General features: G+C 58.3%; 21 protein-coding genes and 1 tRNA gene. 10 read left to right on the top strand and 12 right to left on the bottom strand.

All coding sequences use genetic code 11. The features are described from left to right. Window positions 1-14 precede the first annotated feature (14 nt). Entirely contained in the window at window positions 15-1,319 is a 1,305-nt protein-coding gene (locus ACN0TS_RS00190) for a cobyrinate a,c-diamide synthase (protein ID WP_417257302.1), read from the bottom strand. Between the two features lies 1 nt (window position 1,320). Beyond that, entirely contained in the window at window positions 1,321-2,181 is an 861-nt protein-coding gene (cobA, locus tag ACN0TS_RS00185; RefSeq protein ID WP_417257301.1) for a uroporphyrinogen-III C-methyltransferase, read from the bottom strand. Between the two features lie 103 nt (window positions 2,182-2,284). On the opposite strand from cobA, the gene ACN0TS_RS00180 reads away from it, so the two are divergent. Genes ACN0TS_RS00180 through ACN0TS_RS00165 form a run of 4 tightly spaced genes read left to right on the top strand, consistent with a single transcriptional unit; the run spans window position 2,285 to window position 5,353 of the window. Beyond that, entirely contained in the window at window positions 2,285-3,343 is a 1,059-nt protein-coding gene (locus ACN0TS_RS00180; RefSeq protein ID WP_417257300.1) for a cobalt-precorrin-5B (C(1))-methyltransferase, read from the top strand. Further along, a complete protein-coding gene (locus ACN0TS_RS00175; RefSeq protein ID WP_417257299.1) occupies window positions 3,340-4,068 on the top strand; it encodes a cobalt-precorrin-6A reductase in 729 nt (242 codons plus the stop codon). Before ACN0TS_RS00180 ends, ACN0TS_RS00175 begins: the two co-directional genes overlap by 4 nt. Then, window positions 4,050-4,688, top strand: a complete 639-nt coding sequence (locus ACN0TS_RS00170; RefSeq protein WP_417257298.1) for a DNA-3-methyladenine glycosylase family protein — start codon at window positions 4,050-4,052, stop codon at window positions 4,686-4,688. Before ACN0TS_RS00175 ends, ACN0TS_RS00170 begins: the two co-directional genes overlap by 19 nt. Continuing rightward, entirely contained in the window at window positions 4,688-5,353 is a 666-nt protein-coding gene (locus ACN0TS_RS00165) for an alpha/beta hydrolase (protein WP_417257297.1), read from the top strand. Before ACN0TS_RS00170 ends, ACN0TS_RS00165 begins: the two co-directional genes overlap by 1 nt. A 376-nt stretch (window positions 5,354-5,729) precedes the next feature. On the opposite strand, the gene ACN0TS_RS00160 is transcribed toward ACN0TS_RS00165, so the two are convergent. After that, window positions 5,730-6,695, bottom strand: a complete 966-nt coding sequence (locus ACN0TS_RS00160) for a radical SAM protein (RefSeq protein WP_417257296.1) — start codon at window positions 6,693-6,695, stop codon at window positions 5,730-5,732. 272 nt (window positions 6,696-6,967) lie between these two features. Between ACN0TS_RS00160 and zwf the strand changes: the two genes are divergently transcribed. The 3 genes from zwf to pgi all read left to right on the top strand — a co-directional run bounded on the left by zwf (window position 6,968) and on the right by pgi (window position 10,810). Beyond that, on the top strand, window positions 6,968-8,422 hold the full coding sequence (gene zwf / locus ACN0TS_RS00155) for a glucose-6-phosphate dehydrogenase (protein ID WP_417257295.1): 1,455 nt from the start codon (window positions 6,968-6,970) through the stop codon (window positions 8,420-8,422). Then, window positions 8,419-9,090, top strand: coding sequence for a 6-phosphogluconolactonase (gene pgl, locus ACN0TS_RS00150; protein WP_417257294.1), 672 nt, complete (start codon window positions 8,419-8,421; stop codon window positions 9,088-9,090). The genes zwf and pgl overlap by 4 nt, the downstream gene beginning before the upstream one ends. 103 nt (window positions 9,091-9,193) lie before the next feature. Beyond that, window positions 9,194-10,810: a glucose-6-phosphate isomerase gene (gene pgi / locus ACN0TS_RS00145; protein ID WP_417257293.1), complete on the top strand. Its 1,617-nt coding sequence runs from the start codon at window positions 9,194-9,196 to the stop codon at window positions 10,808-10,810. 87 nt (window positions 10,811-10,897) lie between these two features. Here pgi and ACN0TS_RS00140 read toward each other — a convergent pair whose 3' ends face one another. From ACN0TS_RS00140 to ACN0TS_RS00115, 6 genes are all read right to left on the bottom strand, one after another. After that, window positions 10,898-11,191 (bottom strand): SCP2 sterol-binding domain-containing protein, encoded by a 294-nt coding sequence (locus ACN0TS_RS00140; RefSeq protein ID WP_417257292.1) that lies wholly within the window; start codon window positions 11,189-11,191, stop codon window positions 10,898-10,900. A gap of 116 nt (window positions 11,192-11,307) precedes the next feature. Next, window positions 11,308-11,381: transfer RNA gene (locus ACN0TS_RS00135), tRNA-Gly, on the bottom strand. 87 nt (window positions 11,382-11,468) lie between these two features. Continuing rightward, on the bottom strand, window positions 11,469-13,508 hold the full coding sequence (locus ACN0TS_RS00130) for an ASKHA domain-containing protein (protein WP_417257291.1): 2,040 nt from the start codon (window positions 13,506-13,508) through the stop codon (window positions 11,469-11,471). Next, a complete protein-coding gene (locus ACN0TS_RS00125; RefSeq protein ID WP_417257290.1) occupies window positions 13,505-14,080 on the bottom strand; it encodes an rRNA large subunit pseudouridine synthase E in 576 nt (191 codons plus the stop codon). Before ACN0TS_RS00125 ends, ACN0TS_RS00130 begins: the two co-directional genes overlap by 4 nt. A gap of 44 nt (window positions 14,081-14,124) precedes the next feature. Continuing rightward, window positions 14,125-15,111 carry a methyltetrahydrofolate cobalamin methyltransferase gene (locus tag ACN0TS_RS00120; protein WP_417257289.1) on the bottom strand — a complete coding sequence of 329 codons (987 nt, stop codon included), beginning with the start codon at window positions 15,109-15,111 and terminating at the stop codon, window positions 14,125-14,127. Window positions 15,112-15,152: 41 nt separating this feature from the next. After that, window positions 15,153-15,452, bottom strand: coding sequence for a virulence factor (locus ACN0TS_RS00115; RefSeq protein WP_417257288.1), 300 nt, complete (start codon window positions 15,450-15,452; stop codon window positions 15,153-15,155). Window positions 15,453-15,621: 169 nt separating this feature from the next. Here ACN0TS_RS00115 and ACN0TS_RS00110 point away from each other — a divergent pair, with 169 nt between their 5' ends. After that, a complete protein-coding gene (locus ACN0TS_RS00110; protein WP_417257287.1) occupies window positions 15,622-16,737 on the top strand; it encodes a Ppx/GppA phosphatase family protein in 1,116 nt (371 codons plus the stop codon). Window positions 16,738-16,818: 81 nt separating this feature from the next. Here the strand turns inward: ACN0TS_RS00110 and ACN0TS_RS00105 are convergent, their stop codons facing one another. After that, the gene (locus ACN0TS_RS00105; RefSeq protein ID WP_417257286.1) at window positions 16,819-17,376 is read right to left on the bottom strand and encodes a YSC84-related protein; all 558 of its coding nucleotides are present in this window, start codon (window positions 17,374-17,376) and stop codon (window positions 16,819-16,821) included. A 146-nt stretch (window positions 17,377-17,522) separates the two neighbouring features. Beyond that, on the bottom strand, window positions 17,523-18,524 hold the full coding sequence (gene hemB / locus ACN0TS_RS00100) for a porphobilinogen synthase (RefSeq protein WP_417257285.1): 1,002 nt from the start codon (window positions 18,522-18,524) through the stop codon (window positions 17,523-17,525). 149 nt (window positions 18,525-18,673) lie between these two features. Here hemB and ACN0TS_RS00095 point away from each other — a divergent pair, with 149 nt between their 5' ends. Both ACN0TS_RS00095 and mfd read left to right on the top strand, forming a co-directional pair. After that, window positions 18,674-19,201 (top strand): component of SufBCD complex, encoded by a 528-nt coding sequence (locus tag ACN0TS_RS00095; RefSeq protein WP_417257284.1) that lies wholly within the window; start codon window positions 18,674-18,676, stop codon window positions 19,199-19,201. A gap of 5 nt (window positions 19,202-19,206) precedes the next feature. Further along, window positions 19,207-22,704 (top strand): transcription-repair coupling factor, encoded by a 3,498-nt coding sequence (mfd, locus tag ACN0TS_RS00090; RefSeq protein ID WP_417257283.1) that lies wholly within the window; start codon window positions 19,207-19,209, stop codon window positions 22,702-22,704. Window positions 22,705-22,714: 10 nt separating this feature from the next. Here the strand turns inward: mfd and ACN0TS_RS00085 are convergent, their stop codons facing one another. After that, complete coding sequence (locus ACN0TS_RS00085) at window positions 22,715-23,914, bottom strand: multidrug effflux MFS transporter (RefSeq protein WP_417257282.1); 1,200 nt, start codon at window positions 23,912-23,914, stop codon at window positions 22,715-22,717. Between the last annotated feature and the right edge of the window lie 37 nt (window positions 23,915-23,951).

Here is a 23,951-nt window from a genome sequence, read left to right as displayed (position 1 = left end):
CGAACGCGTCGCGCCTAAGCGCGGTCAATCAGGTGGAGGAAAGATCCGCTCACAGCGCCTTGGACCAAGCCCTGAGGATCGAGATCCGTGCCTTCGGCGTCGGTGGCGGTCAAAAGCGGAGTACCTTCGGCTTTGAGCGTTGTGGCATAGTGAAACTCATGTGCGGTCCAATCGCCTTTGAATGGGCCATGATTGAGCGTCGCATTGCGATAACCGAGATGTAGTTTTCGGGTGGCAAAGGAGGTCTCGAGGTTGAGCAGACCCGCCATGCGGTGACGCACCCCGTCGCGATCGGTGAGACCATCGCCCAACACCATGTAGCCGCCGCACTCGCCATAGACGCTGCGCCGTGCTGCGGCCTCGCGCAGGGATTGTAAAAAGCGGTGATTGGCGGCCAATGTGCCGGCGTGTAATTCGGGATATCCACCGGGAAGGTAGATCAGGTCGCAGGGTGGTGCGGGTTGGTCATCAAGCGGTGAAAATGTCGATATTTCTGCGCCTTGCGCGTGCCAATCAGCCAAAAGATGCGGATAGGCAAAGGCAAAAGCGGCATCTTGCGCCACGGCGATGCTTTGCGCGGGGGGCGCTGTGCGTGGGCCTGTGTCGCGGCTGTGAAAGTCCCCTGCGAGGGTGAGAATGGCCGCAACATCAAGCGACGCTTCTACCGCATCGGCCGCACGGTCCAAAAACGCGTCCAAATCGGGCCGCTCGCCTGCCTGAACCAAGCCAAGATGACGTGAGGGCGTTGCAAGCGTTGCATCACGGGGCAGGGTGCCGAGGACGGGAATTCCCAGTGGCGACAGGGCGCGGGTCAACATCGCCTCATGGCGCAGACTGCCCACTTTGTTGAGGATTACCCCAGCGATGCGCACGCGCGGATCATGGGCGGCAAAGCCCGCGACCACGGCGGCGATGGATTGCGCCATGTGGGAGGCGTCGACCACGAGGATCACGGGCAGATCGAACAGTTTGGCGAGATCCGCGCAGGCGCCGTTGCCGTCGCGGGCGGGATCGGTGGTGTGCGGGGCTCCGTCGAATAGCCCCATCGCGCCTTCAATGATGAGTAATTCCTCGGCCCCGTGGGCCCCAGATCCGTGAGCAAGCGCGGCAAGGCGATCGGTGCTCATCGCCCATGCGTCGAGGTTCACACAGGGCGCACCACTGGCGGCCTCATGGAAGCGGGGATCAATGTAATCAGGGCCGGATTTGGCCGAGCGCACCGCATGGCCGCGCCGTTTGAGCGCGCGCAAGAGGCCAAGCGTGATGGTGGTTTTGCCCGCACCCGATGCAGGTGCTGCGATCAAAAAGCCACGGGCCATATCAGCGGTCTTCGGCGGGTTTGCCGCGCCCCAAGGGGTCAAGGTTGCGCGGTGCTTCGCCGCGCATCAATGCCTGCCAATCCAACACCTGACGCATCAAGACATTGCGTCCGACGCAGATAATCGCGGGGGGCTCCATCTTGGTCGCCGCGATGTCGTCGAGCATGGTGCCAAGCGTGGTTTCCAATACTTTTTGCTCGGGCGTGGTCGCTTGCGTCACAATGGCCACAGGCTCGTCCATGCTGCGCTTTCCTGCTTCAAGCAGGCCTTTGCGGATAGCGGGGGCGTGTTTCATACCCATGTAGATGACCAAGACACCCGAGGCACGCGATAGCGCCTCCCAATCGAGACTGTCGGGGGTCTCGCCGCGTTGGTCGTGGCCGGTGACAAAGGTCACGGACTGGTTCACATCGCGGTGGGTGACGGGAATGCCCGCATAGGCCAAGCCGCCGATACCTGCGGAAATGCCAGGGATGATGCGGACGGGAACCCCGTGCTGAATGAGGGTTTGGGCTTCTTCGCCGCCCCGTCCGAATACGAACGGGTCGCCGCCCTTCAGGCGTAATACGCGTTTGCCCGCGCGGGCCAGATCAACAAGGCGCAGGGAAATATCAGCCTGTTTGGCCGAAGGTTTTCCACCGCGTTTGCCTGCGTAGATTTTCTCGGCCTCGGGCCGCGCCCATTCAAGGATCACAGGGGCCACAAGCGCGTCATAGACAATGACATCGGCCTGACGCAGGGCGTGAACAGCATGGAGGGTCAACAACCCCGGATCCCCAGGGCCTGCACCGCAGAGCCATACCCATCCGGGCATCAATTCGGGCCAGTCACCAGACGGCAGTGTTAATGTCGATTCGGTCATAGTGCCTTTATGGCGTGAGGGTCGCGATGTGGAAAGTGGTGGCAGGCGCGTTGCGGTAAAAACAACGTGGTCATTTGTGTAAACGGCGCGATATAGTCGCGTTATGACGCAAAAGACCCCTGACTCTTCTAAAGTGCTGCGCCGTGGTTGGACCACGGGAGCCTGTGCCACTGCGGCGACACGGGCGGCGCTACATGCGCTTTGGGGGGCAGGGTTTCCTGATACGGTGCGCATCACCTTACCCAAAGGCGAGCGGCCGCAGTTTGCGCTGTCCTATACGGCGCAGGGCGACGGATGGGCCGAGGTCGGCATAATCAAGGATGCAGGCGACGACCCCGATGTCACGCATGGCGCCGAGATTCGCGCACGTGTGGCGCAGTCCACAGGCGGAGTGACGTTCAAAGCGGGCGCAGGTGTCGGCACTGTGACCAAGGCGGGCCTGCCCATCGGCGTAGGCGAACCTGCGATCAATCCTGTTCCGCGTGAGATGATGACGCGCGAAGTCGTGGATATGGCGACGCGCTTTGATCGGCCGGCGGATGTCGAGATCACCATCTCCATCCCCGACGGTGACAAAATGGCGCAGAAAACATGGAACCCGCGCCTCGGGATCAAGGGCGGGTTGAGCGTGCTTGGCACCACGGGTGTTGTGCGGCCGTTTTCGTGTGCTGCGTGGATTGCTTCTATTCATCGTGGCATTGATGTCGCCCGCGCCGAGGGCCTGACCCATGTGGCAGGCTGCACGGGTGCGACCTCCGAGCGCGTGGTGCAGGCGCATTACGGGCTGAGCACAGGCGCGATGCTCGATATGGGCGATTTTGCGGGCGGTATGCTCAAATATCTTGTTAAACATCCTGTGCCCCGAGTCACCATCGGCGGTGGTCTGGGAAAACTGGCCAAACTGGCGCAGGGCGCGATTGATCTGCATTCCAAACGGTCTCAAGTGGATATGGCGCTTTGGGCCGAGCGCTTGGGCGATCCTGCGTTGGCGGATTGCAACACGGCTCTTGAAATCTATGAGGCCAAGGGAGCGGTCTTTGCCGATCTCGTCGCCGAACACGCCCTAAAGGCGGTCGAGGCGCGGTTCGGAGGTCACGGGATGGACTTTGATATCGTGGTTATTGACCGTAAGGGCACAATTATAGGCACGGCGGGCGCATGATCCTACTTTTAGCGGGCACGACAGAGGCACGAAATCTGGCGGGGTATCTCGCCGATCATGGAGTAGGGTGCGTGGCCTCGCTTGCGGGGGTGACGCGCGATCCTGTGGCCTATCCCGTTGAGACCCGCGTGGGCGGGTTTGGCGGTGCGGACGGGTTTCGCGCCTATTTGGACGCCGCGGGGATCACCGCCGTCATTGATGCCACCCATCCGTTTGCCAGTGCGATCACTGAACGGACTGCGCGTATCTGTGCTGAGCGCGGCCTGCCGTATTTGCGCTATGAGCGGCCAATGTGGCGCTCGCGTCAGGGCGATGCGTGGCATGAGGCCGCCGATGTGGTCGATCTGGCGCGGATCATTCCCCGTGGCCAGCGGATTTTTCTGGCGACGGGTCGTCAAAGCGTGAGTGAGATGACCCATCTGGACCACAGTGCGATCTGGGCGCGGGTCATTGATGCGCCGCGCGATCCGTTCCCCTTGCCGCGTGGGGAATGGATCATCGGGCGTCCGCCGTTTTCACACGCCGCAGAGCAGGCGCTTTTTACCGACCTCAAACCCGATTGGCTCGTGGTCAAAAACGCCGGCGGGGCCGCAGGGCGGGCCAAGCTGGACGCCGCGCGGGCTTGTGGCATGTCGGTGGCGATGATTGCCCGTCCCAAAGGCCCTGAGGGCATCACACGGCGCGAACAGCTTTTGGACGCGCTCGAATGGGCGTTGGCGCTATGAGGATCATTGAAACAGACGCCTGTGTTGCCGAGGGGGCCGCATATCTGGCCGATATCGAGCCGCGCTTTGCCTATGCGTTGAGCCAGACAGGGCCTTTGCCGCTGCGTCGCAGAAAGGACGGGTTTGAACAGCTCTTGTCCGCGATTGTCAGCCAACAAATCTCGGTGGCCGCAGCCAATGGCATTTGGAAACGGCTCAAAGCCGCCAAACTCACTGGACCGCGCAAGATCATGTGGGCCAGCGAGGAAGAGTTGCGGGCTTGCGGGTTGTCGCGTCAGAAAATCCGCTATGCCAAGGCGCTCGCCGAGGCGCGGATTGATTTCGCCGCCCTGCGCGATGCCCCATCCGATGAGGTGATCGCGACGCTGACGCAAGTGTCGGGCATTGGCGTGTGGACGGGGGAGATCTATGCAATGTTCTCGCTTGGCCACGCTGATGTCTTTGCCTCGGGCGATTTGGCGTTGCAAGAAAGCGCGCGGCTGCTGTTTGAGCTGCCCGAGCGACCCAAAGAGCGGGCCATGCGCGAAATGGCAGCGGCATGGTCGCCGTGGAGAGCGGTTGCAGCGCGGCTTTTGTGGGCCTACTACCATGTCGAGAAATCACGTGAGGGAATTCGTTAATGGCAAATCTAGACAGCAAAACACGCGACAGCCATTCGGGCCGTGTATCCAATGTGGTTGTGTTCCTGCACGGCTATGGTGCCGACGGGGCCGACCTGTTGGGATTGGCAGACCCAATGGCCGAACACTTGCCTGATACCGTCTTTCTTGCGCCTGATGCGCCTGAGATCTGTCCCGGCAATCCGATGGGGTTTCAATGGTTCCCTATCCCGTGGATTGATGGCTCCTCCGAGGAGGAAAGCCGCGCGGGCATGTTGCGGGCCGTTGATGAATTGAATGACTATCTCGACAACATCTTGGTTGATTACAATCTGGAGCCCGATCAAATGGCGCTTGTCGGGTTCAGCCAAGGGACAATGATGGCGCTGCATGTGGCGCCGCGCCGTGAGGATGCTGTGGCGGCTGTCGTTGGCTTTTCGGGGCGTCTTTTGGAGCCTGAGCTGCTTGTTGATGAAAAGCGCGTCACGTTCCCTGTTCTGTTGCTCCACGGCGACGAGGACGATGTGGTGCCGCCGCAATCGCTGCCAGAGGCCGCCGAGGCGCTGCAAGCCGCAGGGTTTGAAGACGTCTTTGCCCATATCGAGCGTGGCACGGCACATGGAATCGCTCCAGACGGTCTTTCGGTTGCTTTGGCGTTTTTGCGCGACAAACTGGGCTATGAGTGACGCGGTTTGGGCGTGTTTCCGCTTGGAATTGCGGCGCTGCGGCGAAGTTTGGTCAAATTTTAGCTTAAATCAAAAGATCGCCTTGACCCCGTTGTTAGGAGTGTTACCGTTTCGTTACATCAACTGGAGGGTTCCCTATGGAAATTATCGCACTGTCAGCACTCGCACTCGTTGCAATGGCCGTCGTGTCCTATGTTCTCTCTCCTGTTGAGGAACGCGCTCCGGTCCGTGTCCGGACGGATGATCGTCGCCGCTAAGTCCGCAGGTCTTTTTCGGATGTGATCGGTAAAACCGCTAAAAGAGCGCATCCTTCGGGTGCGCTTTTGTCGTTTTAGGTCGCTCTATTCGGGCCTGTCTGAATTGGGAGCGGGGCGGATTACACCGAACAGGAGGCTCCGCCAAGGACGCAGAATTTCGCACAATGGGGATGGTTGAGCGCCACATCGCGCGTCGCCCCGTCAAGCGTTGGTCCAAGGTCGAATTCGCGGTCATAGGGCAGCAGCGTGCAAGCCACCACCGAAGGCGCTTCGCCTTTGCGCTTCACCACCATACGGCTGGAAGCACACATCACGTTTTGAGGGGATTTGCCCAGAATGTCCCAACACGCCGTGGTGATTTCAGGCACCTCGATACTTTCATCCATTTCTGGGAAAATCACCGTCGTTGCAGGGTTTTGCGCGTCGATATCAAAGTCGTGTTCGGCAAAGAGTGCAGCAAATCCTGCCCGTGTTTGCGCATCGGTTTCGTTCCACAAAGAGCGGGCCGCGACGGCCATGCGCAAACCGTTATCGCGCAGCCATTCCATGCCTGTAATGGTGCGTTTGAAACTGCCCTTGCCCCGCATCTCGTCATGGGCGGATTCGGACCAGTGATCGAGCGATATACGCAGGGTGAGTTTATCGCCAAACTCTGCGTACAACGCCTGTAGCTCTGTGCGCACCGCAGGGCGCATCATCGGCAGCATGGCGTTGGTGAGGATCAAGACTTCATATCCACGCTCCAGTGCCGCGCGGGCCATCGCGCACATGTCGGGGTTCATGAACGGCTCGCCGCCTGTAAAGGCAATCTCGCGCACCGACCAAGACAGACCGTCGAGTTCATCCAGATAGGCGGTGACTTCATCTGTGGTGAGATAGACCAGCGCGTCATTGGTGGGTGAGCTGTCAATGTAGCAATTCACACAGGTGATGTTGCACAGGGTGCCTGTATTGAACCAGATTGTTTGCGGATCGCTAAAGGCCACGCGGGCGCGCGGGCTGCCATCGGCGGTGATGTCGGGGTTCTGGAATTTTCCGACATTGGCCACGATGGGGTGGGCGGTCGCTACATCTGTGTCTTTCATCGGTCCCTCATGCGTTTTGGGAGACGCTAAAAGAAACCGCATGCGAAGAAAAGGCGGGAGAGCCATTCCCACGACAACGTGAAAACAGGTTTTATTTGGTCACGGGCTTGTGAGAGGACGCTCAGGTGCTAGACTTTGTTCTGCCACGGGGGTAAACGGCTCTCGTTAGCGCTAACTAAGTCGCCATGCGGCGGGGTTTGAGGCGTGATAGAGATAAAACGCATAAGCGGCGGGACATTGGCGCCGTGCGCACCGCAAATGGGAGATGAACGATGGCTTCACGTGTCATTCCGGTTGACGATTTCGACCTAGTGATTTTTGGCGGTACGGGCGATCTCGCGCGACGCAAAATCCTTCCCGGCTTGTATCGTCGGTTCTGTGCAGGGCAAATGCCCGAAGAGGCTCGCGTCATTGGCGCGGCGCGTTCGGATATGGACGATGATGGCTATCGCGACATGATCCGTGATGCGATCAAGGAATTTGCCAAAAAGAACGAGTGCGACGACGAGAAGATCGGCGCATTTTTGCAACGACTTCATTATGTTGCGATTGACGCCAAAGGTGAAGGTGGATGGTCCGCTCTTAGCGCACTGATGCGTGACGATGTGGTTAAGGCCTTCTATTTTTCCGTTGCGCCTAGCCTGTTTGGCGATTTGGCAAAACGTCTGCACGATTTCAAGATTGCCGATAGCGAGAGTCGTATCGTTGTCGAGAAACCCTTTGGTCGCGATCTGGAGAGTGCCAAGGTGCTTAACGGTGTGTTGGCCGAGCATTTTGACGAGACGCAGATTTACCGCATCGACCATTATCTGGGCAAAGAGACCGTTCAGAACCTGATGGCCGTGCGCTTTGGCAATATCCTGTTCGAGCCGCTGTGGAATTCGCAATACGTCGATCACATCCAGATTACCGTAGCAGAGACCGTCGGTGTTGGCGGGCGTGGCGAATATTACGACCGTTCTGGCGCAATGCGCGATATGGTGCAAAACCACCTGATGCAGCTGTTGTGCCTCATTGCGATGGAGCCGCCGAGCAAGTTTGACCCCGATGCCGTGCGCGATGAGAAGCTCAAGGTGATCCGAGCATTGGAACCTATTGACCATCACCACATCGTGCGCGGTCAATATGATGCGACGGACGATGAGGCGAGCTACCGCGAGGATGCGGGCGACCCTAAATCCCGCACAGAAAGCTATATCGCGCTGCGGTGTCTCATTTCCAACTGGCGGTGGGCGGGTACACCGTTCTACCTGCGCACAGGTAAAAAGCTCAAGGCACGCACCTCCGAAATTGCGGTGGTATTCAAAGACGCGCCACACTCGATCTTTGGTGAGGATGCAGGGCGCCACGCCAACGTGCTGACCATCCGGTTGCAGCCCAATGAGGGCATGACGCTCAAAGTGACGATCAAAGAACCTGGTCCGGGGGGGATGCGTCTGATTGATGTGCCGCTCGACATGACCTTTGCCGATGCTTTGGGGGATGAGGCCGATGACATTCCAGACGCCTACGAGCGCCTGATCATGGACGTGATCCGCGGCAACCAAACGCTGTTTATGCGCGGGGATGAGGTCGAGGCGGCATGGGCATGGACCGATCCGTTGATTAACGGATGGGAAGCGCGCAATGATGTGCCCAAACTCTATGACGCCTATTCCAACGGTCCAGAAGACGCAGCGATGATGCTGCACCGAGAGGGGCGTCGCTGGCGGGAGATCAAGGAATGACCTTCGTAGAATACCCTGACAGAGAGGCCCTGTTGCTTGGTCTTGCGAATAAAATCGCAGGCGAGTTGCGGGCCGCATTGGAAAGCAAAGCCCGTGCCTCGCTCTGTGTGCCGGGTGGGACCACACCGGGGCCGGTGTTTGATACGCTTTCGGGTGTGTCGCTCGATTGGGACCGTGTTGACGTGTTGCTCAATGACGAACGTTGGGTGCCTGAAACCTCGGATCGTTCCAACACAACGCTACTCAAACAACGTCTTTTGGTCGGCGAAGCGGCACGCGCCACGCTTGTCCCGCTCTATGCGGACACGCCAACACCCGAAGAGGGTTTGGACGGGTTGATGGCTGCGGTTGAGGCGACTTTGCCGCTTGATGTTTTGCTCTTGGGCATGGGCGCGGATATGCATACCGCGAGCCTGTTTCCCGGAGCCGACCAATTGGAGTTGGGCCTGTCGGATGAGGCGCCGACGCTCTTGGCCATGCGGGCACCTAATGCGCCAGAGCCGCGCATTACCCTGTCGGCCAAGGCTCTCAAAACTGCCATGGCTACCCATATCCTGATCACGGGTGACGAAAAACGTGCCGCAATCGAGCGGGCCGAAACCTTGTCGGCCAGTGAGGCGCCTGTGTCGGTGTTCTTGCCACAAGCGACGGTGCATTGGGCACCATAATTTAGGGGCCGTGCAGTTAGATTAGACTTTGAGCCGTTTGGCTCATCGTAACGTTTTTGCTGTACGGCTGTGACCACATTTCAATGAACGTAAGGACTGCTCTATGCCCGTTGATTTCTCCGCTTTGAAAGCCCTCCACACCTCGGTTGGATCGCGTCAAATGCTTGATCTGTTTGAGGCGGATGAAACGCGGGCGACGTCCTATTCGATTTCTGCGGATGGGTTGTTGTTTGATTACGCCAAAACCAACATCGACGACGCGGTGCGTGAGGCGCTTTTGGCGCTGATTGATGAGGCGGGCGTTACCGAGAAGCGCGATGCGATGTTCACGGGCGAAAAGATCAACGATACCGAGGGCCGCGCAGTCTTGCACACCGCCTTGCGCAATCTGGACGGTGATCCCGTGCTTGTGGATGGCAAGGATGTTATGCCCGAGGTGTTGAACACTTTGGCGCGTATGGATGATTTTGCCGATCGCATTCGGCGCGGTGATATTACCTCCGTATCAGGATCGCCCTTTGAGGATATCGTGAACATCGGGATCGGCGGCTCCGATCTTGGCCCCGTGATGGCCTATGAGGCGTTGCAGCCCTATGTCGATGGTCCGCGCTGTCATTTCGTCTCTAACGTCGATGGTGCGCATATCCATGATATTCTGGACGGGCTGAACCCGCAGACCACGCTGATCATTGTGGCATCGAAAACCTTCACCACCATTGAGACAATGACCAACGCGCAAACCGCGCGGGACTGGCTTGTGCCTCATATCGGCGAAGAGGGCGTGTCAAAACATTTCGCGGCGCTCTCCACCGCGAAGGACAAAACCGCCGAGTTTGGCATTGATCCCGATCTGGTCTTTGGATTTGAGGATTGGGTCGGTGGCCGTTACTCCGTTTGGGGGCCGATTGGACTGTCGCTGATGATCGCCATTGGTCCGCAACGGTTTGCCGAATTCCTGCGCGGGGCTCAGGCGATGGACACCCATTTCAGGACCGCCGCCCCCAAAGACAACCTGCCGATGATGCTCGCGCTTGTCGGACTGTGGCACAACCAGATTTGCGGCTATGCCACCCGTGCGGTGCTGCCCTATGAGCAACGCCTCGTGCGCCTGCCTGCCTATTTCCAACAGTTGGAAATGGAAAGCAACGGCAAGCGAGTCTCGATGGATGGCACAGAATTGCCCTATAATAGTGGCCCCGTTGTGTGGGGCGAGCCGGGAACCAATGGGCAGCACGCCTTTTACCAGTTGATCCACCAAGGCACGCGGGTGATCCCGTGTGAATTTATGGTTGGCAAATATGGCCATGAGGATGATCTCGCTCATCAGCACGAGCTGCTCGTCTCCAACTGTCTGGCACAATCCGAGGCGCTGATGCGTGGACGCTCGATGGACGAGGCCCGCGCGTTGATGGCCGCCAAAGGGTTCGAGGGGGCCGAGTTGGATCGCCAAGCTGCCCACCGTGTGTTCCCGGGCAACCGTCCCTCGACCACCTTGGCCTATGAGCTTCTGACGCCGTTTGTGTTGGGTCAGATTATCGCGCTCTATGAACATCGTGTGTTTGTTGAGGGTGTGATCCTCGGGATCAACTCGTTCGATCAATGGGGTGTGGAGCTTGGCAAAGAATTGGCACTTGCGTTGCAGCCCGTTCTGTCGGGCGACAAAAGCGGCGCTGACAAAGATGGATCCACCCGTCAGTTGGTTGACTTCCTAAAGGTCTAAGTCAAAGACATCTCAATGTAATTTTAGGGCAGGGTCCACGCGCCTCTGCCCTTTTTTGCGATCAATTGGTTTGGCAATTTGGATGTGTCAGCCGAACAGGCTGCCGAATTTCATCGCGGTTTTCGCATCGCCTGCGATTTTAAGTTTTCCGAACATTACTGCCTTCATCGGGTGCAATGTACCGTGCAGGATTTTGGTGAACGTCTCCTGTGAGGCAATCACCGCAGCATCGGCGCGGTCGTCCGAGATTGTCGCGTCATGGCCCAGAATGAAAATATTGCCCACATCTTTGATCCGCATGGACACGGATGTCTCGAAATTCACCTCTTTGAGGCGGGCCAAAAGTTCTGTTTTGGCCATGTCTAAAAACGGGTCTGACATCCTGCATTCTCCCTTATGCGGTTGACCCACTGTGTCTGTCTCGCGGGCAAAGGGACAGCGAGACGTTGCGTCGCGCCGCCGCAAGGATGATTGGGATTTGCGCAGAGGAAGGAGACTGGAGCGGGTAACGGGAATTGAACCCGTAACTAAAGCTTGGGAAGCTGCCGTGATACCTTTTCACCATACCCGCTCGTGTGCAGACAGGTAGTCAAACCCCGCGAAAGGGTCAAGGGATATGCGGCGTGGCGCGTCAAAAAAAGCGTCACACCGCGCATTTTCACGAACGCCTTGAACGACGACGCGGGCGCCCGCCGCCACCGCCTGCGTTGAAATCGGGATTGGGCAGATCCACCACTGTGCGAAGCTGTGCGAAGGGCGCCGTGGCATGGGGAATGCCGTTGGCGTTGACGAAGTGTTCTTGGAACTTCGGTTCAATCGCTGTCTCGACTTTGGTGATTTGGTGGACCAGGGCCTCGACCTCGCGTCGCGCGGCGACATTCAACAGCGCGATCTGTGCGCCTGTGCCCGCCGCATTGCCTGCGGATGTGACATGTTCAAGAGGGCAGTCGGGGATCATGCCCAGAACCATTGCGTGTTTGGGGGAGATATGCGCTCCGAAGGCCCCTGCAAGCACCACGCGCTCGACCTCATCGGTGCCAAATTCGTCCATCAACAAGCGTGCGCCCGCATAGAGTGCCGATTTGGCCAGTTGAATGGCGCGAATGTCGCCTTGGGTGACTTCGATGACGCTGCCTCCCTCGGCGCTGCCGTCATGGAGCAAGTAGGAATGGGTACGACCTGACGGGCGCAACCGCGGTGTGCCCGTGGCCTCCGCCGATCCGATCAAACCGTTCGCATCAACCAATCCCGCCATGCGCATTTCGGCCACGGCCTCGATAATGCCAGAGCCACAGATGCCGGAGACGCCCGACACGGCGGTTTGCGTGGCGAATTCGGGATCGTCCGACCACAGATCACAGCCGATCACTTTGAACCGTGGCTCTTTGGTGGTGGCGTCAATTTCGACGCGCTCGATCGCCCCCGGTGCAGCACGCTGGCCGCTTGAGATTTGCGCGCCCTCAAAGGCGGGGCCCGTGGGCGAGGAACAGGCCAAGACACGGGATTTATTGCCCAAAAGGATCTCGGCATTGGTGCCCACATCGACGATCAGCGTGAGCGGATCGACGTTTTGCGGTGCCTCGGATAGGGCTACGGCGGCGGCATCGGCGCCTACGTGACCCGCGATTAACGGCAGGATATAGACCTGCGCCTGATCGGCAAAATTCAGGCCGATGTCCTGCGCTGGCAGGTCCAGAGCCGCGTTGGTCGCAAGGGCAAAGGGTGCCATTCCCAAGGGCGTCGGATCAAGGCCCAACAACAGGTGGTGCATGACGGGGTTCATCACGAACACCGCCTCATAAATGTCGGAGGTGGTGATTTCGGCTTCCTTTGACAGCTCCACTGCCAGTTCGTTCATCGCCTCGCGCACGGCTTGGGTCATCTCCCCCGCGCCGCCCTCGTTCATCATCGCATAGGAGACGCGGCTCATCAGGTCTTCGCCAAAGCGGATTTGCGGGTTCATCACGCCGCCAGACGCCACGACCTCACCCGTCACCAGATTGGTGAGGTGGGCGGCAATGGTGGTCGAGCCAAGGTCCACGGCCAAGCCATAGAGCGCAGGCTCGGCAAACCCCGCCCAAACGCCGATCACCTGTGCGGCACCTTCGCGGGCGGTGTGAATGGCCAGTGTGGCTTTGTCCTCGCCAGCGATCAGCGCGGCTTGCAGTTTGGAGAGCATGGGCAGGGCGAGAGACACCTTTTCGATGTCCCATTGCGCCGCAAGGGCGGCCTGCGTGCGTTCCCAGTCGCCTGTTGGCGTGTGCATATTGGCGGGTTCGACCTCGACGTAATACAGCCGCGTGGCGGGGTCCATTTCGATGTGGCGCGTCGTGGCAGCCTTGCGCACGACTTGTTTATGGACTTGGCTTTCAGGTGGCACGTCAAGCACCACATCGCCCTGAATACAGGCCTGACAGCCCAAACGCCGTCCCGCTTTGAGGCCGCGCACACGGTCATAGCGTTCCTCAACCGCGTTGAATTCGCTCAGCGCAGTCTCGGATGAGGTAATCCCGTGTTTGGAGTGATCACCATAGGCGGGCTGGACCTGACATTTGGAACAAATACCTCGGCCTCCACAGACGCTATCAAGGTCCACACCCATCGAGCGCGCGGCGTCCAAGACGGAGGTGCCAGCAGGAACGCGAGCGCGTTTGCCTGACGGTGTGAAAATCACCAATGGATCTTGTGCGTTGCTCATAGCGTTTCCCATGCTGTACGTGGATCGGCGTCGCGCCATGCGCCACTGTTGAGGCCGTCGAGTGTATAGGGGCCGATGGCCACACGGATCAGGCGCAGGGTCGGAAATCCGACATGTGCGGTCATACGCCGTACTTGTCGGTTTCTGCCCTCGGTGATGGTCAATTCCACCCAACTGTCGGGCACCGATTTGCGGTAACGCACGGGTGGGGTGCGCGGCCAGAGCCAGTCGGGTTCGTCGACACGGCGCGCGCGGGCAGGGCGGGTTGGCCCGTCTTTGAGCGTCACACCTGCGCGAAGCGCTGCTATCGCCGCATCATCAATATCGCCTTCAACCTGCGCCAGATAGGTTTTCGGCATTTTCGATTTCGGATTGGCGATGCGGGCCTGTAGGCGGCCATCGTCGGTGAGCAGCAACAAGCCCTCGCTGTCGCGGTCCAAACGTCCTGCGGGGTAGACTTTGGGCACGTCGACAAAATCCGAGAGCGTGCGGCGTTTGCTGCCTTCCAATCCCTTGTCGGTGAATTGGGAGAGCACATCGAACGGTTTGTTCAAAGCGATAAGCCGTGTCATCTGTGCGCTCCCTTCTGATTTAAACGTGTTGCCCGAGATCGGGATTAGCGGCGACGGCGTCCACCACCGCGACGCCCGCCACCCGAACCTGCGGTTGCTGCTGCCGTGGAGGCCTCGGCAAATGTCGCGCCTTCGGCCACGGCATCGGCAATGCGGCTAAAGCCGATCCATTTTGCGCCGTCAGGGTCGTGGTTCATCAAGAGGTTGGCCGCGCGGATGGCTTCCATCTCTTGCAGACGCACAGGGTTCATGATCGCCGACGTCATGCCCGCGCCAATGGCCATGGGCAAGAACGCCGCGTTGATCCCGTGACGATGAGGCAAGCCGAACGACACGTTGGATGCGCCGCAGGTGGTATTGACACCCAACTCGTCGCGCAAGCGGCGCACGAGGGTGAACACTTGTTGGCCGGCCGTGCGCATCGCGCCGATGGGCATGACGAGCGGATCGACCACGATGTCATGGGCGGGAATGCCGTAATCGGCGGCGCGCTCCACGATGCGTTTGGCCACGGCAAAGCGCACTTCGGGGTCTTCGGAAATCCCCGTGTCATCATTGGCAATGGCCACAACAGGGACGTTGTATTTCTTAACGAGGGGCAAAACCCGCTCAAGGCGTTCTTCTTCGCCCGTCACGGAGTTCAACAAAGGGCGCCCCTCGGCCATTTCCAAACCCGCTTCAAGCGCGTCAGGCACGGAACTGTCGATGCACAGAGGCACGTCAACAATGGCCTGTACGCGGGCGATCAGGTCGCGCATCAGCGGCGGCTCGACGAAGTTGTTGTCGGCGTAACGGGGGTCTTCGGCCATCTTGTTGGAGAACACAGCACCCGAGTTGATATCGAGGACATTGGCACCACAGGCGACCTGTTCAATCGCATCGCGCTCGACGGTGGAGAAATCACCAAGCTCCAGTTCGGCGGCGAGCTTCTTGCGCCCTGTAGGGTTGATGCGCTCACCGATAACGCAAAACGGCTCGTCAAAGCCGATGACGACGGTCTTGGTCTTGCTCTCGATCACTGTGCGGGTCATGTCATGTATCCTCTAAACGCCAAGGGATGTCCTTGCGAAATTTATGTGGGCGCGTGCCCGTCATTCTGTATCAGCGCAATCAGGCGCTCTTTATCATAGGCGGCATCAAGCTCGGCCACTTTGGCGTCAATGGCCTCTTGGCCCTCGCCGTCAACGGAGATCACCTCATCGCGCCATTCGGCGATATAGGCGTCCTGATCGGTGGCTCCGATCCGCATGGCCACACGGTCGATGGCCTGCTCGAACCGCTCGGGCAGGACGGCGCGCAACGCACGGCGGCCTCGTCCCATGCGCACTTGGGCAGGGATGTCACGCCAGTAGATGATGGTCATATCAGTCATATGTCTCGGCCCTTATTGTCGAGGCACAGACTTAGGCCAAGCAGGCATTGGGGGGAAGGGTCTGCTATCGGAAAAATCTTCATCACGTTTATGAAGGGGAGCATCTGATCTCTTGCGAGGGAGCAAAAGCACGCGTAGGGTGAAGACAACTCGAAATGGAGGGCGTAAAATGGCGCCCAAGCGTCCCACAGGTGCGGGCGCGTTCCCGAAACCGGTTGAGCCACCCGTGCCTCAAACCGCAGATCGCGAAGAGCTCTATGCAGCTCTCGATCTCGGCACTAATTCGTGCCGCATGCTGATTGCCCAGCCAAAGGGTAGTCAGTTTCATGTGGTCGACAGTTTTTCCAAATCCGTCCAATTGGGGAACGGATTGGAGGCCTCTGGCCGTTTGTCGCGCGGGTCTATTACCCGCACGATCCAAGCGTTGCGGGTCTGTCGCAAGAAACTCGATAAGCATAACGTGACGCGAATGCGGCTCGTGGCGACCGAAGCCTGTCGCCGCGCCAAAAACTCGCGCGATTTTCTGCGCCGTGTGCAGCGTGAGACAGGGCTCACGCTAGAAATCATCAAGCCAGAGGAAGAAGCGCGTCTGGCGGTGATTTCCTGCGCACCGCTTGTCTCGACCATGACAGAGCAACTGTTGGTGGTGGATATCGGCGGCGGCTCGACCGAGCTTGTCTGGATCGACCTGAGTGCTGTGCCAAAGGTGGACCGCCCGCGGGCGATCATGCGGTTACACACAGGGTTCAAACCGACCGAGCGCAGTATTTTCCCCCACGCCAAAGTGGTCGACTGGATTTCGGTGCCATTGGGTGTGGCCACCTTGATGGAGCAGTTTTCCGACGTGGATGACGACAGTGCGCGGTTTGCGTTGATGTCGTGGTTCTTTGAGGAAAAGCTCGCTGATTTCACGCCTTATGCCAATGAGCCTGCACGCGACGGGTTTCAGATCATCGGAACATCGGGAACTGTCACAACCGTGGCGGCCTCGCATCTTGGCTTGCGGCGCTATGACCGCAATAAGGTGGATGGTCTGCGGATGTCCTCCGAACAGATCGACAGCGTGATCCGTGACTATCTGCAGCTTGGCCCCGTGGGGCGGCGTAACGATCCTCGGATCGGGCGGGATCGTCAGGCGTTGATCATGTCGGGATCGGCGATCCTTCAGGCACTGTTGCGTGTCTGGCCAACAGATCGTTTGTCTGTCGCGGATCGTGGGTTGCGCGAGGGTTTGCTTTACGCGCAGATGACTGCGGATGGGGTGCTTGAGGAAGCCTTGCCCTAGTGGCTGCTCTTGATTGATCTTTTGACATGAAAAAGCCCGCCGGATTGGCGGGCTTTTGTTTTAGGCTGAATTACCAGTCCCTTATGGGATGATCCTCGTGTATTTTGTGCCTTCGATGGTTGCGCCCGCACGCAGGCCCGCTTGGCCAAAGACAACACCGATGACAGGAGACAGCTGCGTAGTCGTCTCTGCCGACATTTCTTCGCCGCGGTTGACGATGGCGTATTCGATATCTGCGCCTGCCGCCCAACCGGGGGAGTTGCGGAAATCCTGCAAGGCTTGCTGCGTCATAAAGAACAAGACGTGCGCATATTGCTGTGCGCCGATCTGGATGCCGATGGAGGCCTGTGCTGCGGAGTAGTAATCCACTGTCGCACCGCCAACGCGCAGGGCACCGCGACCGTATGAGCCACCAATGCCGAATCCCGCCTCGGTGACGAGCGGCATAACAAGTTGGGCGACGGATTTGTCACGCAGACTGCTTGTGCCGGGATAGCTGGAATACAATTCGCTCAGTGTCCGGTCGACACGTGCATCGATAACCGCACCGCCGTTTGACGTCATGCCATTGCCGCAAGCGGTCAAAAGACCTGCGCTACCGAGACCGATCATGAAGGATCGGCGTTGAATCTGTGTCATAAGACTGCCCTTTATCTACTGCCGTTTTGAGCTCTCATGGCTCTTTAGAGGACACTATGACGCAATTTTCTCGCGCTGTCATCGTCTTATCGGCATGACAACGGTCTTCGGTGGAGGATCGCCGAGCGACCTTTGTGCGCGGGTGACTATTCGCCGTTCATCAGCCGTGCCGCATCACAGGCGAAATAGGTCAGGATTCCGTTGCACCCCGCGCGTTTGAACGCCATCAGGCTTTCCATCATGACCTTCTCGCGGTCCAGCCAGCCGTTGGCGGCTGCGGCGTTGAGCATCGCGTATTCGCCCGACACTTGGTAGGCAAAGGTTGGCACGCCAAAGGTGTCTTTAACGCGGCGGCAAATGTCGAGGTAAGGCATGCCAGGTTTGACCATCACCATATCCGCGCCTTCCATGAGATCACGTTCGATCAGGCGAATGGCTTCGTCGGAGTTGGCAGGGTCCATTTGATAGGTGTTTTTGTCCCCTTTGAGGGCACCCGATGCGCCCACGGCATCACGAAACGGCCCATAAAAGGCGGACGCATATTTGGCCGCGTAGGACATGATCGTGACCTTGTCGTAGCCGTCGGTTTCCAAGGCGCGGCGAATGGCACCGATGCGCCCGTCCATCATATCGGATGGGCCGATAATGTCCGCGCCTGCTTCGGCCTGTGCGACAGCCATTTTGACGAGGGCTTCGACAGTCATATCGTTGACGATTTCGCCGTCCACAACGAATCCGTCATGGCCGTTGATATTGTAAGGGTCCAGCGCCACATCGGTCATGATCGCCAGCTCCGGCACTTCAGCCTTGATCGCGCGGATGGCGCGGTTCACGAGGTTGTTGGGGTCCCATGCGCCTGCACAGTCTTCGGTCTTCAACTCAGGCTCGATATAGGGAAACAGGCAGATCGCGGGAATGCCAAGCGCATAGGCCTCGGCTGCGGCTTTCACAAGGCGGTCGATCGTCAGGCGCTCGACTCCGGGCATCGAGGGGATGGGCGTGGCCTCATCGACCCCTTCGCGCACAAATACGGGCCAAATGAGGTCCGTGACCTGCAACGCATTTTCGCGTACCAAGCCGCGAATGGCATCCATTTTGCGTGTGCGGCGCAGGCGGGTCAGAGGGAAGGGGGCGGTAGAGCGGGGCATGGCGGATCTCGATACGTGATTGTTTAACTCTCGCAATGGGGTGACATGGTTTTTGCCGCTCATCAAGGGTAGGAATCGTCGCGCCGCCGCGCTAGTGTCGCCGCAATCGGCAAAAGCCGACCTTTGATCCGTCCAAAAGAGCAGCAATCGTGAATATCTGGCAAACCGTTTTAGAAGTGATCGATATGCGATCCTTTTCCAATTTGTGGTATTGGATCGCCTTGGCGGTACTTTGGTCCACTGCCTCGCATTTTGTGCTTGGTGTGCCGTTTGATTTGGCACAGAAGGCACAAAAACTAGGCGGCGAGCGGATGCAAGATCTCGAAGATCTTGTCCGTATCAACGTAAACCGTTTGGGCAGTATAGCGGAGATTTCGGGCCTTGTAATCGTTGCGATAGCCTCCGCAACGCTGACGATGTTGTTTGGCCTTGGCGTCTTTTATGATGTGGAGTTCGCACAAGCTGTCTTTCTCATGGCCTTTCCCATGACGATTATCTTCTATCTTAATGTACGCACCGCACAACGTATTCAGGCAGAGGCTCCACGCGGGAATGACCTTGTGGATACGCTGCGCCGCCACCGCTTCAAAACACAGCTTATCGGGATGTTGTTCATCTTTATCACTGCGATGTGGGGCATGTATCAAAACATCGTCACTGGGCCGCTCGGCGGCTAATTGCGATGGCATCTGCATCCAAATCCAACACCGCACATGTGCAGATAGGAGGCGCGCCTGAAGGGTTCGACGCCTATTTGCTTGTCCGCGAAGTCACCAAATCCGACGCACCTGTTGTCCATGTGGCCCGTGACGACAAACGTCTTGCGGCCCTCAAATCCGCATTAGCTTTTTTTGCGCCTGATCTGCCTGTGATTGACTTTCCCGCTTGGGATTGCCTGCCGTATGATCGTATCTCGCCCAACGCTGATGTCTCTGCCGCGCGTATGGCGACATTGGCTGCATTGGCGCACGGAGCCTTGCCCAAACGCTATGTGCTGCTGACAACTCTGGCCGCGGCTACGCAACGGGTGCCACCCAAAGAGACGCTTGAAGGTGCTGCTTTTGCCTTGCGCAAAGGTCAGCGGGTCAATGAGGAGGCGCTGCGCGGGTTCTTTGTGCGCAACGGGTTCACACAGGCCCCGACAGTGGTCGAGCCCGGTGATTACGCCATTCGGGGCGGTATCATTGATGTCTTTCCACCCGGCCATGAGATGCCTGTGCGGCTTGATTTCTTTGGCGATGAGTTGGACGGCCTGCGCCGTTTCGATCCCGCGTCGCAACGCACCACCGAGATGTTGGACGAGATCACTTTCACTCCAGTGTGCGAGGTCATTCTCGATGAGGCCGCCATTACGCGGTTCCGCCAGACCTACCGCATTGAGTTTGGAGCAGCGGGCACAGATGATCCGCTCTATGAGGCGGTGTCAGCGGGAAAAAAACACGCAGGATTAGAGCATTGGCTGCCGTTCTTTAACGACCGTCTTGAGACTTTGTTCGACTATACACCCGAGGCAACGATCTCCCTCGACGATCAAACCACTGCCGCCCGTCTGGCGCGGTGGGAGGGGATCGCAGATCAATATGACAGCCGCCGTGAGGCGATGACGTCGAAAAAGCGCCTTGATAGCGTGTATAAGCCGTGCCCGCCCGCGTTGCTTTATCTCGATGATGCGGCGTGGGAGGCCGAAATTGCGGGGCGCCGCGTGCTGCATTTCCATCCGTCGGCACAGGCCACAGGGCCGAATGTGATTGATGCGGGAGGGCGTGTGGGGCGCAATTTCGCCCCTGAGCGCCAACAGGAAAAACTCAATCTTTTCGAATCTTTGTCGGATCATATTGCAGCAAAACGTGAGGTCGGTCACGTTGTTATGGCCTCATGGTCGGAGGGCGCGCGCGAGCGATTGCAAGCCCTGCTTGAGGACCAAGACCTCATTGATACCACGCTGATCTCCGATTGGCGTGATGTGCCTGCGGGTAAGGGCGGCGTGTTCCTTGCGATCTGGCCACTCGACGAAGGGTTTGAGGCCCCAACGGGCACAGATGAGCGCGTCACCGTCATCTCGGAACAAGATGTGTTGGGCGACCGCCTGATCCGACGCACGAGCCGCAAAAAGCGCGCCGATAATTTTCTGACCGAACATTCGGCGCTTACGGCGGGTGATCTCATTGTCCACGTTGATCACGGCGTCGGGATCTTCCGAGGGCTTGAAGTCGTCACGGCCTTGGGTGCCGCGCATGAGTGCTTGTTGCTCGAATATGCTGGCGGCGACCGCCTTTACCTGCCCGTTGAAAACATCGAACTTCTGAGCCGCTATGGCCATGACGAGGGATTGCTCGACAAGTTGGGCGGTGGCGCGTGGCAGTCTAAAAAGGCCAAGCTCAAAGAGCGCATTCGAGAAGTGGCCGAAAAGCTCATCCGCATCGCTGCCGAACGTCAGTTGCGTAAAGCCGACATTCTTGTGCCGCCGGACGACATGTGGGAGGCTTTTTGCGCCCGTTTCCCCTATGACGAAACCGACGACCAACTCAAAGCCATCGAGGATGTGCTCGACGATTTGGAAGCCGGCATTCCGATGGATCGCCTCATTTGTGGTGATGTCGGATTTGGCAAAACCGAAGTGGCGATGCGCGCGGCCTTTGTGGCTTCCCTGTGCGGTCAACAAGTGGCGGTGATTGCGCCGACGACATTGCTCGCGCGTCAGCATTACCGTTCCTTCGCTGACCGGTTCCGAGGTTTCCCGATCAACGTGAGGCCGATGTCGCGGTTTGTCAGTCAGAAAGAAATGGCCAAAACCCGCGAAGGCTTGGCCTCGGGCGAAGTTGATGTCGTCGTCGGCACCCATGCCTTGCTCGCGAAAAACGTGCGATTTCATAACCTTGGGCTGTTGATCGTTGACGAAGAACAACGCTTTGGCGTGACGCATAAAGAGCGGTTGAAGGCGATTAAATCCAATATTCACGTGTTGACCCTCTCGGCCACGCCGATCCCGCGGACTTTACAGATGTCCATGACGGGGGTGCGCGACCTGTCGATTATCGGCACGCCGCCTGTCGACCGCCTCTCCATTCGCACCTATGTCAGCGAGTTTGATACGGTGACGATCCGCGAGGCGCTCTTGCGTGAACATTATCGCGGAGGTCAGAGCTTCTTTGTCGTTCCGCGTATCAAGGATATCCCCGAGATTGAGCAATTCCTTAAGGACCACGTTCCAGAGGTGAGTGTCGTCGTCGGTCACGGTCAAATGGCGGCGGGCGAGTTGGATGACCGCATGAACGCCTTTTACGACGGGAAATATGACGTACTTCTGGCCACCACGATTGTGGAAAGCGGTATCGACATTCCGACCGCGAACACGATGGTGATCCACCGCGCCGATATGTTTGGCCTGTCGCAGCTTTACCAAATCCGTGGCCGTGTCGGTCGCGCGAAAACCCGTGCCTATGCCTATCTGACGACAAAGCCGCGTGCGCCACTCACCGAGACCGCTCGAAAACGTCTGCGGGTTTTGGGGTCTTTGGACACGCTCGGCGCGGGCTTTACGCTTGCCAGTCAGGATCTCGATATTCGTGGGGCAGGGAATTTGGTGGGCGAGGAGCAATCCGGCCACGTCAAAGAGGTCGGGTTCGAGCTGTATCAATCCATGCTTGAAGAGGCGATTGCCAAGATCAAGTCGGGCCAAGAGGGTGTGACCCTCGATGATGATGGCGCATGGGCGCCACAGATCAATCTCGGCGTTCCTGTTTTGATTCCAGAGACTTACGTCACCGATCTTGATGTGCGTTTGGGGCTGTATCGTCGCCTGTCCGGACTGCATACCAAAGTGGAGCTTGAGGGCTTTGCGGCTGAACTGATTGACCGGTTCGGGAAATTACCCAAAGAGGTCAATACCTTGCTGCTCGTTGTTCGCATAAAAGAGAAATGTCGCGAGGCGGGTATTGCCCGTCTGGATGGCGGACCGAAAGGGGCAACCATCCAGTTCCACAATGACAAATTTGCCAACCCTGTGGGGTTGGTGGATTTCATTCAGGATCAACGCGGACAGGCCAAGGTGAAAGATAACAAGATCATTGTGCGTCGCGACTGGAAGAATGATCGCGACAAGATCAAAGGGGCCTTTGCCATCGCGCAAGACCTCGCAAGACACGCAAAGGCCGCGTCACAAACTCCTAAAAAGAAATAGTTCTTTGCGTTTAAGATTCGGCGTCTACGGTTCGTTTCAGCAAAAGATAAGCTGCGGCGGAACAGATCAATGTGCCCACAGTTAACGGCAAGATTGTCCCGTTAAAGGCCAAGCCGATCGGGGCGGCAATCAGCACTGCGCCGATGGTGGACAGTCCTTGGACCAAGGATGAGGCAATGCCCGCAACATGGCCCAACCGTTCCAGTGACAGTGCGATGATATTGCCAAAGGTGACGCCCGCCATAAAGAACACCGACACCGACCAGATAAAGAATACGGGGAACTGAAGGGCGTTGGGCAAAAGACCAGAGCCAAACAGCAACAGCACAACCGTGGAGATGACGATCTGGCCGAGATAGGCCGATAGCGCGATGCGGCGCATCCCGAGGCGCACCACGAATTTCGCGTTCATCAGGGTGCCGACACCCGAAATCATGGCTTGGACAGCGAACCACATCGGGAAGCTGTCCGCTTTGTCAAAGACCTCTCCGTAAATTTGTTGGATCGACGACAAGAGGCCGAACATTTGGCCAAAGCCAAGGGTTAGCACGAGCGTGTAAATCTGAACGGAGCGATGCGAGAATGTTTCTTTGGTACCTGCAATTAGCGCCTTCACTGAAAAGGCGCGGCGCTCGGATTTAGGCAGTGTTTCCTCTTGGCGGATGAGGAGCCAGAGGCCTGAAACTGAAGCAAAAACCACAAAAGACCCGAAAATGCCACGCCATCCGAAGCCAAGCATGATCAAAGATCCAAGAGCGGGGGCGACGGCAGGCACCAGAATGAAAATCATCATAATAAAAGAGGAAATCCGCGCCATTTCGCGCCCCTTATAGAGATCGCGGATCAGAGCCATTGCCACAACGCGCGGGGCGGCGGCGCCCAGCCCTTGGATCACGCGCGAGGCCAGTAGGGTTTCCAATGTGGGCGCGGAGGCCGCGAGCAATGCGGCAGCGGCATAGATCATCAAGCCGCCGATAATCACGGGTTTGCGCCCGAAGCGGTCCGACAATGGCCCGTTGATCAAGGTGCCCACGCCGAGCCCCAAAACAAACGCCGTCAGAACAAGCTGTGCCCGATTTACATCTTCGGGCGTCAAGTCCGCCGCGATCATCGGGATGCCTGGCAGCATGGCATCAATCGACAGGGCAACGGTGGCGGTGAGCATTGCGAGAAGGGCGATAAATTCCGGTTGGGCTAATCTGCGCGGCATGTGCAATCTCTATAGATTACGCGACCGATGGCGTGGT

The organism is Celeribacter sp., assembly GCF_048266405.1.
GTDB lineage: Bacteria > Pseudomonadota > Alphaproteobacteria > Rhodobacterales > Rhodobacteraceae > Celeribacter.
Note: the sequence above shows the minus strand (reverse complement) of the source record. Positions and strands in the feature narration are given on the sequence as shown.

Bases quoted from the DNA above. Each gene is read 5' to 3' on its own strand.
- ACN0TS_RS00085 (WP_417257282.1), bottom strand. From the start codon at position 23,914: ATGCCGCGCAGATTAGCCCAACCGGAATTTATCGCCCTTCTCGCAATG.
- ACN0TS_RS00140 (WP_417257292.1), bottom strand. From the start codon at position 11,191: ATGTCAGACCCGTTTTTAGACATGGCCAAAACAGAACTTTTGGCCCGC.
- ACN0TS_RS00180 (WP_417257300.1), top strand. From the start codon at position 2,285: ATGACGCAAAAGACCCCTGACTCTTCTAAAGTGCTGCGCCGTGGTTGG.
- ACN0TS_RS00120 (WP_417257289.1), bottom strand. From the start codon at position 15,111: ATGACCCGCACAGTGATCGAGAGCAAGACCAAGACCGTCGTCATCGGC.
- ACN0TS_RS00170 (WP_417257298.1), top strand. From the start codon at position 4,050: ATGGGCGTTGGCGCTATGAGGATCATTGAAACAGACGCCTGTGTTGCC.
- ACN0TS_RS00160 (WP_417257296.1), bottom strand. From the start codon at position 6,695: ATGAAAGACACAGATGTAGCGACCGCCCACCCCATCGTGGCCAATGTC.
- ACN0TS_RS00115 (WP_417257288.1), bottom strand. From the start codon at position 15,452: ATGACTGATATGACCATCATCTACTGGCGTGACATCCCTGCCCAAGTG.
- ACN0TS_RS00175 (WP_417257299.1), top strand. From the start codon at position 3,340: ATGATCCTACTTTTAGCGGGCACGACAGAGGCACGAAATCTGGCGGGG.
- pgi (WP_417257293.1), top strand. From the start codon at position 9,194: ATGCCCGTTGATTTCTCCGCTTTGAAAGCCCTCCACACCTCGGTTGGA.
- zwf (WP_417257295.1), top strand. From the start codon at position 6,968: ATGGCTTCACGTGTCATTCCGGTTGACGATTTCGACCTAGTGATTTTT.
- cobA (WP_417257301.1), bottom strand. From the start codon at position 2,181: ATGACCGAATCGACATTAACACTGCCGTCTGGTGACTGGCCCGAATTG.
- ACN0TS_RS00165 (WP_417257297.1), top strand. From the start codon at position 4,688: ATGGCAAATCTAGACAGCAAAACACGCGACAGCCATTCGGGCCGTGTA.
- ACN0TS_RS00190 (WP_417257302.1), bottom strand. From the start codon at position 1,319: ATGGCCCGTGGCTTTTTGATCGCAGCACCTGCATCGGGTGCGGGCAAA.
- mfd (WP_417257283.1), top strand. From the start codon at position 19,207: ATGGCATCTGCATCCAAATCCAACACCGCACATGTGCAGATAGGAGGC.
- ACN0TS_RS00130 (WP_417257291.1), bottom strand. From the start codon at position 13,508: ATGAGCAACGCACAAGATCCATTGGTGATTTTCACACCGTCAGGCAAA.
- pgl (WP_417257294.1), top strand. From the start codon at position 8,419: ATGACCTTCGTAGAATACCCTGACAGAGAGGCCCTGTTGCTTGGTCTT.
- ACN0TS_RS00110 (WP_417257287.1), top strand. From the start codon at position 15,622: ATGGCGCCCAAGCGTCCCACAGGTGCGGGCGCGTTCCCGAAACCGGTT.
- ACN0TS_RS00125 (WP_417257290.1), bottom strand. From the start codon at position 14,080: ATGACACGGCTTATCGCTTTGAACAAACCGTTCGATGTGCTCTCCCAA.
- hemB (WP_417257285.1), bottom strand. From the start codon at position 18,524: ATGCCCCGCTCTACCGCCCCCTTCCCTCTGACCCGCCTGCGCCGCACA.
- ACN0TS_RS00105 (WP_417257286.1), bottom strand. From the start codon at position 17,376: ATGACACAGATTCAACGCCGATCCTTCATGATCGGTCTCGGTAGCGCA.